This window comes from Enterobacter sp. SST3 (assembly GCF_000286655.1).
GTDB classification, from domain to species: Bacteria; Pseudomonadota; Gammaproteobacteria; order Enterobacterales; family Enterobacteriaceae; genus Enterobacter; species Enterobacter roggenkampii.
Genome location: NZ_ALNS01000033.1, coordinates 1 through 12,749, shown reverse-complemented (window position 1 = coordinate 12,749; position 12,749 = coordinate 1). Strand labels below are relative to the sequence as shown.

Below are 12,749 nucleotides of genomic sequence, written 5' to 3'. Positions count from 1 at the left end.
CTCTCAGACACAGGCTGGACGCGATGGGCTTTTGATCGCGCCAGTCTCCGCCATTCAGGCGCTCCAGTAGCGCTTTCCCGGCTTCGATGCCAATCTTACGATGCGGCACCGCCATGGTCGTCAGCGGCGGCTGACAGACGCGGCTCACGTCGCTATCGCCAAACCCTACCACTGCCAGATCGTCCGGCACTTTGATTCGCCTGCGCTGGCACTCGTACAGCGCGCCGCAGGCCAGCTCGTCAGAGACGCACACCAGCGCATCCAGCTCAGGCCATGCCAGCAGGAATTCGGGCAACTGCGCCGCGCCGGTCGAGAAGCTCGGCGGCATCGCCGCGTTAATGACCCGGTTAGGCGACATATGGTGGCGAAGCATGGCTTTATACCAGCCCTGCAGATGCTGCTGGAAAATCCACTGCTCCTGGTTGGCGCACAGCAGGCCAATGTTTTGATAGCCGCGCTTAATAACCATTTCCGTGAGCTCAAACATGGCCGCCACGTTATCAATCCCGATGTTCATATCAATCGGATCGGCGCGCATGGCGCCCATCTCCATCACCGGAATCGAGGCGTTTTTCAGCCAGTGGCGAACGGTGTCGGTATGTTCAACGCTGAGCAAAATCGCTGCGGCGATATTTGACGCCAGCAGCGTCTCCAGCAACTTCTCCTCCTGCTCAAGACGATGCTGGGATTCTGCCAGCATGATCTGATATCCGGCAGGCTGCAGCACCTGCTGAAGCCCGGCGAACATCTCCGAGCAGCCGGCTTCGGAGAGGTTGGGCACCACCATGGCTATCGTCCATGACGACGCCGAGGCAAGGGCACTGGCGGCAAGATTAGGCATATAACCCAGCTCCTGCACGGCAGCTTCAATTTTTTCTCGTAGTTTATCGGAAACCTGTTCGGGCGTGCGAAGCGCACGGGACACGGTCATCGTGCCCACACCGGCAAGCTGTGCGACATCGGCGAGTGTCACTTTACCAGTACTGCGCCGTTTTCGGGTTAGAGACATACACCTTCCTGCTGACCAGACGCGTTCTTTTTTTCCTTCGTTTCACGTGACAGGCAGTATACGCCTTAAATCCCTTTTTTTGCTGTGATTTAGCAACGTGATTGCAATTTGATAGCGCTATCACATTTCTGCATGTTAACGATTGGTAGCGCTATCTTTGTGATCGCGATCGCAGTCATTCCGCGATGCGTTGAATAAAGTTTGCTCATCTTAAACGTGTGGCGGGAGTGAAAAGTGCTCAAAAAATGGATATATGATACAACCATCACGCTGCAGGAGAGCGTGGAAGACTGGCCGCAGGCGCTGAAGCTGTGCGCGAAGCCGCTGCTGGATTTGCAGGTGATTGAGCCTGACTACGTCACGGCCATCATCAAGCAGCACCACGCGTTAGGACCTTATTATGTGCTGGCACCAGGGCTGGCGATGCCGCATGCGCGGCCGGAGGAAGGCGCCAAAGGACTGGGGTTGTCGTTATTAAAACTAAAACAGGGCGTCTCGTTTGGTGCCGGTGAGTTTGACCCTGTCGATGTGATTATCATGCTCGCGGCACCTGACAAACATAGCCATATCGAAATGATATCCGCACTCGCAGAATTATTTTCCAGCGACGAGGAGATGGAGAAACTGCATCAGGCGAATACCCTGGAGGAAATTAAAACAATTATTAACCGCTTCTGATTTAATTCTGTAATCCGGTTTTTCACTACATTACGCGTCAGCGTGATGGGGCGTACTCTACTCAAAATAAGGGGACAACAATGAAAATCATGGCTATTTGCGGTTCTGGCCTGGGCAGCAGTTTTATGGTCGAAATGAATATTAAAAAGGTGCTCAAAAAGCTGGAGATTGAGGCTGAGGTTGAACACTCCGATCTCTCCTCGGCGACGCCGGGCGCGGCCGATCTGTTCGTGATGGCAAAAGACATTGCGGCCAGCGCCAGCGTGCCGGACAGCCAGCTGGTGGTGATCAACAACATCATCGACATCAACGAACTTGAAGCGCAGCTGCGCGCCTGGTTCGAAAGACAATAACCCTGATAAGGCGAGGTGGATATGTTTATCCTTGAAACGCTGAATTTCGTTGTTGATATTTTAAAAGTCCCTTCGGTGCTGGTCGGCTTAATTGCGCTTATTGGTCTGGTTGCGCAGAAAAAAACGTTTTCGGACGTGGTGAAAGGGACCATTAAAACTATTCTGGGCTTTATTGTACTGGGCGGTGGTGCCACCGTGCTGGTCGGATCGTTAAATCCGTTAGGCGGCATGTTTGAACACGCTTTTACTATTCAGGGCATTATTCCAAACAATGAAGCCATTGTGTCCATTGCGCTCGAAAAATACGGTGCAGCGACCGCGCTGATTATGGCCTTCGGGATGGTGGCGAATATTATCGTCGCCCGCTTTACCCGCCTGAAGTATATCTTCCTGACAGGACACCATACGTTTTATATGGCGTGCATGATTGGCGTGATCCTGACGGTGGCGGGCTTTGAAGGCGTAGGGCTGGTCTTTACCGGGTCGCTGATCCTCGGCCTGATCATGGCTTTCTTCCCGGCGATTGCGCAGCGCTACATGAAGCGCATAACCGGCAACGATGAGATTGCCTTCGGCCACTTCGGCACGCTGGGCTACGTGCTGTCCGGCTGGATTGGCAGCAAGGTCGGTAAGGGCTCCCGCTCAACGGAAGAGATGAACCTGCCGAAGAACCTGAGCTTCCTGCGCGACAGCTCAATCTCCATCTCCCTGACCATGATGATTATCTACCTCATCCTGGCGGTGAGCGCCGGGCGTGAGTACGTCGAGGCCACCTTCAGCGCCGGTCAGAACTACCTCGTGTACGCCATCATCATGGCTATCACTTTCGCGGCAGGCGTGTTCATCATCCTGCAGGGCGTACGCCTGATTCTGGCGGAAATCGTCCCGGCCTTTACCGGCTTCTCGGAAAAACTGGTGCCGAACGCGCGTCCTGCGCTGGACTGCCCGGTGGTGTATCCCTATGCACCTAACGCGGTGCTGATTGGCTTCCTGTTCAGCTTCCTCGGCGGGATTGTGGGGTTGTTCATCTGCGGTCAGTTTAGCTGGGTGCTGATCCTCCCGGGCGTGGTGCCGCACTTCTTCACCGGCGCAACCGCGGGCGTGTTCGGTAACGCCACCGGCGGACGCCGCGGGGCGATGATAGGGGCCTTTGCCAACGGCCTGCTGATCACCTTCCTGCCGGTCCTGCTGCTGCCGGTACTGGGCGCGATTGGCTTTGCTAACACCACCTTCTCTGACGCCGACTTCGGCGCGGTTGGGATTGTGCTCGGCAACCTGGCGCGCTTCCTGTCGCCGCTGGCCATCACCGGGCTGGTCGTGGCGCTGTTCGCGCTGCTGGTGGCGTACAACGTCTTCGCGAAAAACAAACCTGCGGGCGGTAACGCGCAGGAAAACACCGGAGCCAAATCATGAATGAGAAAGAGATAACCGAACTCGCGCGTCAGATCCGCCTGGAGACGCTGAAATCCCTGACGCAGCTGGGCTTTGGCCACTACGGGGGCAGCATGTCGGTGGTTGAAACCCTGGCCGTGCTGTACGGCGCGGTGATGAAAATCGACCCGGCGGACCCGGACTGGCCGGAGCGAGACTATTTCGTGCTGTCAAAAGGCCATGCGGGCCCCGCGCTCTACAGCACCCTGGCGATCAAGGGCTACTTCCCGACAGAAGAGCTGAGCACGCTCAACCAAAACGGGACGCGCCTGCCGAGCCACCCGGACCGTCTGAAAACGCGCGGCGTAGATGCTACCACCGGTTCGCTGGGACAGGGGATTTCCATCGCCGGCGGCATGGCGCTGTCGCACAGGCTGGCCGGACGGCCGAATCGGGTCTTCTGCATCGTCGGCGACGGCGAGCTGAACGAGGGGCAGTGCTGGGAAGCGTTCCAGTTTATTGCCCACCATCGCCTGAACAACCTGACGGTGTTTGTCGACTGGAACAAACAGCAGCTCGACGGCGAGCTGGATGAGATCATCTGCGCGTTCGACCTCGAGGGCAAATTCCGCGCCTTTGGCTTTGACGTGGTGACGGTCAAGGGGGACGACATTCCGGCGCTGCTGGAGGTAACGTCCCGGGTGCCTGCCGCGGACGCTCGCCCGCGGGTGGTGATCCTTGACAGCATCAAAGGCAAGGGGGTGCCGTATCTGGAGCAGCTCAGCAACTCGCACCACCTGCGATTGACCGCGGAGAGCAAAGCGGCCCTCAATGAGACGATTCGCCAACTGGAGGCTTCACATGATTAAGGTTGCACCGGCAGGACAGAAAGACGCCGTTGAGATGCGTAAAGTTTACGCGGGCTTCGTGGCAAAGCAGATTGAGGCCGGAAGCGACATCATTGCGCTTGAAGCCGACCTGATGAGCTCGATGGCGATGGACGGCGTGGCGCGCGATTATCCGCAGCACGTGATTAACTGCGGCATTATGGAAGCTAACGTCATCGGCACGGCAGCCGGGCTGTCGCTTACCGGCCGCAAGCCGTTCGTTCACACCTTCACCGCCTTTGCCAGCCGCCGCTGCTTTGACCAGCTGTTTATGTCCCTCGACTATCAGCGCAACAACGTAAAGGTGATTGCCTCAGACGCGGGCGTGACGGCCTGCCACAACGGCGGAACGCATATGTCGTTTGAGGATATGGGCATTGTGCGCGGGCTGGCGCATTCGGTGGTGCTGGAAGTCACCGATGCGGTGATGTTTGAGGACGTGCTGCGCCAGCTTATCGATCTCGACGGCTTCTACTGGGTGCGGACCATTCGTAAGCAGGCGCCGAGCGTGTATGCGCCGGGCTCCACCTTCACCATTGGAAAAGGTAACGTGCTGCGCGAGGGGAGCGATATCACGCTGATTGCCAACGGCATCATGGTTGCAGAAGCCCTTGAGGCGGCGCGGCAGCTTGAGCAGGAGGGCGTCAGCGCGGCGGTCATCGACATGTTTACCCTGAAGCCCATCGACCGGATGCTGGTGAAAAACTACGCCGAGAAAACCGGGCGCATCGTGACCTGTGAAAACCACAGCATTCACAACGGGCTGGGGTCGGCGGTGGCAGAAGTGCTGGTGGAAACCTGTCCGGTGCCGATGCGGCGGGTCGGGGTCAAGGAGCGTTACGGCCAGGTGGGAACGCAGGATTTCCTGCAGAAAGAGTATGGCCTGACGGCACATGAGATTGTATCGGCGGCGAGAGAGCTGCTGTAAATAAAAAAGGCGACCGGTTAAGTGGTCGCCTTTTTGTTGCCCGGTGGCGCTAGCGCTTACCGGGCCTACGGTTTTGTAGGCCGGATAAGCGAAACGCCATCCGGCAATACATTACTGCTGCTGCGAAGACTGGATCGCTGTCAGCGCGATGGTGTAAACGATATCGTCTACCAGTGCGCCACGAGACAGGTCGTTCACCGGTTTGCGCATGCCCTGCAGCATTGGCCCGATGGAGATCAGGTCGGCAGAACGCTGTACCGCTTTGTAGGTGGTGTTACCGGTGTTCAGATCCGGGAAGATGAACACGGTAGCGCGACCTGCAACCGGAGAGTTCGGCGCTTTGGATTTTGCAACGTCAGCCATGACTGCGGCATCGTACTGCAGCGGGCCGTCGATCATCAGATCAGGGCGTTTTTCCTGCGCAATACGGGTCGCTTCACGCACTTTCTCTACGTCGCTACCTGCACCAGATGTGCCGGTGGAGTAGGAGAGCATCGCCACGCGCGGCTCGATACCGAAAGCGGTCGCGGAGTCTGCGGACTGGATAGCGATCTCTGCCAGCTGCTCTGCGGTTGGATCCGGGTTGATCGCGCAGTCGCCGTAAACGTAAACCTGTTCAGGCAGCAGCATGAAGAACACGGAAGAAACCAGAGAGCTGCCTGGCGCGGTTTTGATCAGCTGCAGCGGTGGACGGATGGTGTTCGCCGTGGTGTGAACCGCACCGGAAACCAGGCCGTCAACTTCGTCCTGCTCCAGCATCAGCGTGCCCAGCACCACGTTGTCTTCCAGCTGCTCACGCGCAACGGCTTCGGTCATGCCCTTGCTCTTACGCAGCTCAACCAGACGGGCAACGTAGCTTTCGCGAACCACTTCCGGGTCAACGATTTCGATGCCAGCGCCCAGCTCAACGCCCTGAGAGGCCGCTACGCGGTTGATCTCATCCGGGTTACCCAGCAGCACACAGGTCGCGATGCCGCGCTCTGCACAGATAGCCGCCGCTTTAACGGTACGTGGTTCGTCGCCTTCTGGCAGAACAACGCGTTTGCCCGCTTTACGCGCCAGCTCGGTCAGCTGGTAACGGAAGGCTGGCGGAGACAGACGGCGGCTGCGCTCGGAGGTCGCGGTCAGGGATTCGATCCAGTCTGCGTTGATGTAGCCCGCAACGTATTCCTGAACTTTCTCGATACGCTCGTGGTCATCAACCGGCACTTCCAGGTTGAAGCTCTGCAGGCTCAGGGAGGTCTGCCAGGTGTTGGTGTTCACCATGAAGACCGGCAGGCCGGTAGCGAACGCGCGTTCGCACAGCTTGCTGACGCGTGGGTCCATCTCGTAGGCACCGGTCAGCAGGATCGCACCGATTTCCACGCCGTTCATTGCGGCCAGGCAGGCTGCAACCAGCACGTCAGGACGGTCTGCGGAGGTCACCAGCAGGGAACCTGCGCGGAAGTGTTCCAGCATGTGCGGAATGCTACGCGCACAGAAGGTCACGGACTTCACGCGACGGGTGTTAATGTCGCCTTCGTTAATCACGGTCGCGTTCAGGTGACGCGCCATGTCGATTGCACGGGTGGCAATCAGATCGAAGCTCCATGGCACCGCGCCCAGAACCGGAAGCGGGCTGGATTCCTGCAGCTTAGCCGGGTCAACTTTGATGACTTTCGCTTTGGACGAGTCGTCGAAGATCTCGGACAGGTCAGGGCGAGTACGGCCCTGCTCATCCACTGGCGCGTTCAGCTTGTTGACGATCACGCCGGTGATGTTGGTATTTTTCGCGCCGCCGAAGCTGCTGCGCGTCAGTTCGATACGCTCGTTCAGCTGTTCCGGGGTGTCAGTGCCCTGAGACATCACGAAAACGATCTCTGCGTTCAGGGTTTTCGCGATTTCGAAGTTCAGAGACTGGGCAAACTGGTGTTTGCGGGTTGGAACCAGACCTTCAACCAGCACCACTTCCGCGTCTTGCGCGTTAGCATGGTAGTTGGCAATGATCTCTTCCATCAGCACGTCTTTCTGGTTGCTGGAGAGCAGAGACTCAACGTGGCTCATCTTCAGCGGTTCAGCCGCCGGCAGATTGGAGTTCTTGCGAACGATGGTGGTGGTCTGGTCTGGTGCATCGCCACCGGCACGTGGCTGGGCGATTGGCTTAAAGACGCTCAGACGAACGCCTTTGCGTTCCATAGCACGGATAACGCCAAGGCTGACGCTGGTCAGGCCGACGCTGGTTCCGGTAGGGATCAGCATAATAGTACGGGACACGGTTTATCCTCTTTCGTTACCGCCCAAATCGGGCGGGTTACAAAACAGCACCGCCAGCATTGCTGGCGGTGTGGAATCAGGCAGTCAGGCGGTGCGCGTCTTGCGCGATAACCAGTTCTTCGTTAGTTGGGATAACGAGAGCAGGGCGGGTGCCTTCTTTGTTGATGAAGCCAGACTTGCCGAAGCGGGCAGCCAGGTTACGCTCGTGATCAACGTCGAAGCCCAGAACGCCCAGTTTGCCCAGGGACAGTTCACGAACCATTGCCGCGTTCTCACCGATACCACCGGTGAAGATAACCGCGTCCAGACGGCCTTCCATCAGCGCAGTGTAAGAGCCGATGTATTTCGCCAGACGGTGGCAGTAAACGTCCATTGCACGTTTAGCGTCTTCTTTCTCTGCGTAGTTGTCTTCAACGTAACGGCAGTCGCTGGTGACTTCGGTCAGACCCAGCAGGCCTGACTCTTTGGTCAGCATTTTGTTGATCTGGTCAACGCTCATGCCCAGGGTGTCGTGCAGGTGGAAGATGATCGCCGGGTCGATGTCACCGGAACGGGTACCCATCACCAGACCTTCCAGCGGGGTCAGACCCATGGACGTATCAACACATTTACCGTTGCGGATAGCAGAAACAGAACCACCGTTGCCCAGGTGGCAGGTGATGATGTTCAGTTCTTCAACTGGCTTGTTCAGCACTTTTGCCGCTTCCTGAGTCACATAGAAGTGGCTGGTGCCGTGCGCGCCGTAGCGACGTACGCCGTGCTCTTTGTACAGGCTGTATGGCAGGGCATAGAGGTAAGACTCTTCCGGCATGGTCTGATGGAACGCGGTGTCGAATACGGCCACGTTTTTGTCTTTCAGATTCGGGAAGGATTTCAGCGCTTCAGCGATACCGATCAGGTGAGCCGGGTTGTGCAGTGGTGCGAAAGAGGCAGAGTCTTTGATGCCCTGGATCACAGAGTCGTCGATCACCACGGAGCTGGTGTATTTTTCGCCGCCGTGGACGATACGGTGACCAATCGCAGTCAGCTGAGCAGACAGTTCTGGTTTTTGTGCCAGAATAGTGTTAACGATAAAGTTCAGCGCTTCACTGTGAGCGGCGCCTGCACCTAAAGCCGCTTCTTGTTTGCTGCCGTCCATCTTCCACTTGATACGTGCTTCAGGCAGATGGAAACATTCGGCCAAACCAGAGAGGTATTCGTCACCGTTGAGCGCATCGATGATGGCGAATTTCAGTGAGGAGCTACCGCAGTTCAGAACCAGTACTAACTTACTCGACATGGAAGTACCTATTATTGATACGTGGCTAAAAAAACGTCAGTGAGTCTAACAGCGTAACGCATGATGACCCGGACATTTATGATTAACATCATGCCAAACGAACATTGTGGCATGATGGAAGAAATAACTATGATTTTATGCCATTTTGCACAATTTTCAGCCAATGGCATAATATGCAATAATTTGACGAGCTAATGATTCTCGTCTAAGGCCCTATCAGGCTGGCACAGGATACCCGATACGGGGTAGTGATGACAAAATATTTTGAACGTTGTCATAGCTTGTTGTGGTTTTGCACGAAAATTTTAATTTTTATATGTGAAGTTGAGGTACAGCCATGTCGACACCAGAGAACCCGTCCGTTAATTTCTTTAGCCTGTTTCGTCGGGGACAGCATTACGCAAAGACGTGGCCGATGGAAAAGCGCCTTGCGCCGATGTTTATTGAGAATCGCACCATCCGCGCCACGCGCTATGCGATTCGCTTTATGCCGCCTGTCGCTATCTTTACGCTGTGCTGGCAGATTGCGTTGGGTGGACAGCTTGGTCCTGCCGTTGCCACGGCGCTCTTCGCATTAAGCCTGCCAATGCAGGGCCTGTGGTGGTTAGGTAAACGGTCCATCACGCCACTTCCCCCTTCTATTTTACACTGGTTTTATGAAGTGCGCGGTAAACTGGAAGAGGCCGGGCAGGCGCTCGCCCCGGTGGAAGGCAAGCCGGATTACCAGGCGCTGGCGGACACGTTAAAGCGTGCATTTAAGCAACTGGATAAAACATTCCTCGATGACTTGTGATTGATCATCGAAACGACCAAGAAAAGAGGGCACAGTAACAATCAGTTACCGTGTCTTTTTTTTAAGTGCAATGCGCTACAGGAGTCGAAAGATGGAAATGACCCATGCCCAACGTCTGATTTTGTCTAACCAGTACAAGATGATGACTATGCTTGATCCCGATAACGCTGCGCGCTACAGCCGCCTGCAAACCATCGTCGAACGCGGCTTTGGTCTACAAATGCGCGAACTGGACCGCGAGTTTGGCGAGCTGAAAGAAGAAACCTGTCGCATCGTGATCGACATTATGGAGATGTATCACGCCCTGCATGTGTCCTGGACGAATCTCAAAGATCAGCAGTCCATTGACGAGCGCCGCGTGACCTTCTTAGGCTTTGATGCCGCAACGGAAGCGCGTTATCTCAGCTATGTGCGCTTCATGGTGAATACGGAAGGACGTTATACCCACTTTGACGCGGGCACCCACGGCTTCAACGCGCAGACCCCGATGTGGGATAAATATCAGCGTATGCTGAGCGCGTGGCACGCCTGCCCGCGTCAGTACCATTTAAGCAGCAACGAAATTCAACAAATCATTAATGCCTGACGGAGGTGCGTGTGCAGTGTAGAGGTTTTCTGTTTGATCTGGACGGTACGCTGGTGGACTCGCTGCCGGTTGTGGAACGTTCCTGGTGCCATTGGGCTGACAGACATGGCATCAACCATCAGGACGTGCTGAATTTTATCCATGGCAAACAGGCCATCACCTCGCTACGGCACTTCCTGGCCGGACGCTCTGAGGAGGACATTCAGGCGGAGTTCAAGTACCTGGAACACATTGAAGCCACCGATACGGACGGCATCACCGCGTTACCGGGCGCGCGCGAGCTGCTTGAGCATCTGAACGAGGCGCAGATCCCGTGGGCTATCGTCACCTCCGGTTCCGTGCCGGTGGCCCACGCCCGGCACAAGGCTGCAGGGTTGCCAACGCCGGACGTGTTTATCACGGCGGAGCGCGTGAAGCGGGGTAAACCGGAGCCTGACGCATTTTTACTGGGCGCTGAACTGCTGGGCCTGGACCCTGCAGAGTGCGTGGTGGTCGAAGATGCGGCGGCTGGCGTACTGGCTGGGCTGAACGCAGGAAGCCACGTCATCGCCGTTAACGTTCCGGCGGAATCTCCCCGCCTGGACGAGGCAGACCTGGTGCTGGATTCACTGACGGCACTGTCTGTTTCAAAAGCCTCTGACGGAGTTGTAACCGTCTCGCTAAAAATGTAATCCCATGATATGGCCCCACATTGCTGGGGCTTTTTTATGGCAAAATTCCTCATCTTCCACTGACAAGGATAGGTTGTGAACGGTGAACTGATTTGGGTCCTGAGCCTGCTTTTAATCGCCATCATTCTTTTTGCCACGGGCAAGGTACGCATGGACGCCGTCGCCCTGTTTGTCATCGTCGCGTTTGTGCTCAGCGGAACGCTGACGCTGCCGGAAGCCTTCTCCGGATTTAGCGATCCCAACGTTATCCTGATTGCCGCCCTGTTTATTATCGGTGATGGGCTGGTGCGCACCGGCGTAGCGACCATCATGGGGTCGTGGCTGGTGAAGGTGGCGGGCAGCAGCGAAACCAAGATGCTAATCTACCTGATGGTGACCGTCGCCGGGCTGGGGGCGTTTATGAGCTCCACGGGCGTGGTCGCTATCTTTATCCCGGTGGTGCTGAGCGTCTCCATGCGGATGCAGAGCTCGCCGTCGCGCCTGATGATGCCCCTGAGCTTTGCCGGGCTTATCAGCGGCATGATGACCCTGGTGGCAACGCCGCCGAATCTGGTCGTCAACAGCGAACTGATCCGGGAAGGATTTGAGGGCTTTAGCTTTTTCAGCGTCACCCCGCTTGGGCTGGTCATTCTGGTCATGGGCGTGGTCTACATGCTGCTGACCCGTTTTGCCCTGAAAGGTGAAAAACAGGAGAAAAATAAAGAAGGATGGAAGCGACGCACCTTCCGCGATCTGATTAAAGAGTACCGCCTTACCGGGCGCGCGCGCCGTCTGGCGATCCGGCCCGGCTCGCCGATGGTGGGGCAGCGGCTGGATGACCTGAAGCTGCGTGAGCGCTATGGCGCGAACGTGATCGGCGTAGAGCGCTGGCGACGGTTTCGCCGGGTGATCGTCAACGTCAACGGGGTGTCGGAATTCCGCGCGCGTGACGTCCTGCTGATTGATATGTCCACCGCGGATGTGGACCTGCGCGAGTTCTGCAGCGAACAGCTGCTGGAGCCGATGGTGCTGCGCGGGGAGTATTTCTCCGATCAGGCGCTGGATGTCGGCATGGCCGAGGTGTCGCTGATCCCGGAGTCGGAACTGTTGGGCAAAACCGTGCGGGAGATGGGGTTCCGCACCCGCTATGGCCTGAACGTCGTGGGTCTGAAGCGCGATGGCGTGGCGATGGAAGGGGCGGTGGTGGATGAGCCGATCCTGCTGGGCGATATTTTTCTCGTCGTCGGTAACTGGAAGCTGATTAGCCAGCTCGGGCAAAAAGGGCGTGATTTTGTGGTGCTCAACATGCCCGTTGAGGAGAGCGACGCGTCGCCTGCGCACAGCCAGGCGCCCCATGCGATTTTTTGCCTGGTATTGATGGTGGCGCTGATGCTGACCGATGAGATCCCCAATCCGGTCGCCGCAATCATCGCCTGCCTGTTGATGGGTAAATTCCGCTGCATTGACGCCGAAAGCGCCTATAAGGCCATTCACTGGCCGAGCATCATTCTCATTGTCGGGATGATGCCCTTCGCCCTGGCGCTGCAAAAAACCGGCGGGGTAGACCTGATCGTTAAAGGCTTAATGGACGTGGGCGGCGGGTATGGGCCGTACATGATGATGGTCTGCCTGTTTATCATGTGCGCCACCATCGGCCTGTTTATCTCGAACACCGCGACGGCGGTACTGATGGCACCTATCGCCCTGGCGATGGCGAAGTCCATGGGCGTATCGCCGTATCCGTTTGCGATGATGGTGGCGATGGCCGCTTCCGCGGCGTTTATGACGCCGGTCTCTTCACCGGTAAACACGCTGGTGCTGGGACCGGGGAACTACCGGTTCAGCGATTTCGTGAAGCTGGGCGTGCCGTTCACCGTGCTGGTGATGGTGGTGTGCGTGGTATTGATACCGGTCCTGTTTCCGTTCTGAGCATTTTGCCGGGTGGCGGCTGCGCCTTACCCG

The 12,749-nt window shown here is 56.9% G+C and carries 12 protein-coding genes; 9 read left to right on the top strand and 3 right to left on the bottom strand.

Going from position 1 to position 12,749, the window contains the following annotated elements; translation table 11 throughout:
- Positions 1–1,009: LacI family DNA-binding transcriptional regulator (locus B498_RS03465; RefSeq protein ID WP_008502883.1), on the bottom strand; the 1,009-nt coding region annotated here is incomplete at its 3' end.
- A 234-nt stretch (positions 1,010–1,243) separates the two neighbouring features.
- On the opposite strand from B498_RS03465, the gene B498_RS03470 reads away from it, so the two are divergent.
- The 5 genes from B498_RS03470 to B498_RS03490 all read left to right on the top strand — a co-directional run bounded on the left by B498_RS03470 (position 1,244) and on the right by B498_RS03490 (position 5,226).
- A complete protein-coding gene (locus B498_RS03470) occupies positions 1,244–1,687 on the top strand; it encodes a PTS sugar transporter subunit IIA (RefSeq protein WP_008502882.1) in 444 nt (147 codons plus the stop codon).
- Between the two features lie 80 nt (positions 1,688–1,767).
- Positions 1,768–2,040: a PTS sugar transporter subunit IIB gene (locus B498_RS03475; protein WP_008502881.1), complete on the top strand. Its 273-nt coding sequence runs from the start codon at positions 1,768–1,770 to the stop codon at positions 2,038–2,040.
- Between the two features lie 21 nt (positions 2,041–2,061).
- The gene (locus B498_RS03480) at positions 2,062–3,453 is read left to right on the top strand and encodes a PTS ascorbate transporter subunit IIC (protein ID WP_008502880.1); all 1,392 of its coding nucleotides are present in this window, start codon (positions 2,062–2,064) and stop codon (positions 3,451–3,453) included.
- Complete coding sequence (locus B498_RS03485) at positions 3,450–4,280, top strand: transketolase (protein ID WP_008502879.1); 831 nt, start codon at positions 3,450–3,452, stop codon at positions 4,278–4,280. Before B498_RS03480 ends, B498_RS03485 begins: the two co-directional genes overlap by 4 nt.
- Positions 4,273–5,226, top strand: a complete 954-nt coding sequence (locus B498_RS03490) for a transketolase family protein (RefSeq protein ID WP_008502878.1) — start codon at positions 4,273–4,275, stop codon at positions 5,224–5,226. Before B498_RS03485 ends, B498_RS03490 begins: the two co-directional genes overlap by 8 nt.
- Positions 5,227–5,337: 111 nt before the next feature.
- On the opposite strand, the gene pta is transcribed toward B498_RS03490, so the two are convergent.
- A complete protein-coding gene (gene pta / locus B498_RS03495) occupies positions 5,338–7,479 on the bottom strand; it encodes a phosphate acetyltransferase (RefSeq protein ID WP_008502877.1) in 2,142 nt (713 codons plus the stop codon).
- 76 nt (positions 7,480–7,555) lie between these two features.
- Positions 7,556–8,758: an acetate kinase gene (gene ackA / locus B498_RS03500; RefSeq protein ID WP_008502876.1), complete on the bottom strand. Its 1,203-nt coding sequence runs from the start codon at positions 8,756–8,758 to the stop codon at positions 7,556–7,558.
- Positions 8,759–9,095: 337 nt separating this feature from the next.
- On the opposite strand from ackA, the gene yfbV reads away from it, so the two are divergent.
- The 4 genes from yfbV to B498_RS03520 all read left to right on the top strand — a co-directional run bounded on the left by yfbV (position 9,096) and on the right by B498_RS03520 (position 12,716).
- Positions 9,096–9,551 (top strand): terminus macrodomain insulation protein YfbV, encoded by a 456-nt coding sequence (yfbV, locus tag B498_RS03505; RefSeq protein ID WP_008502875.1) that lies wholly within the window; start codon positions 9,096–9,098, stop codon positions 9,549–9,551.
- 91 nt (positions 9,552–9,642) lie between these two features.
- Positions 9,643–10,137, top strand: coding sequence for a YfbU family protein (locus tag B498_RS03510; protein ID WP_008502874.1), 495 nt, complete (start codon positions 9,643–9,645; stop codon positions 10,135–10,137).
- An 11-nt stretch (positions 10,138–10,148) separates the two neighbouring features.
- Complete coding sequence (locus tag B498_RS03515; protein WP_008502873.1) at positions 10,149–10,808, top strand: sugar phosphatase; 660 nt, start codon at positions 10,149–10,151, stop codon at positions 10,806–10,808.
- A 75-nt stretch (positions 10,809–10,883) separates the two neighbouring features.
- A complete protein-coding gene (locus tag B498_RS03520) occupies positions 10,884–12,716 on the top strand; it encodes an SLC13 family permease (RefSeq protein ID WP_008502872.1) in 1,833 nt (610 codons plus the stop codon).
- Positions 12,717–12,749 lie beyond the last annotated feature (33 nt).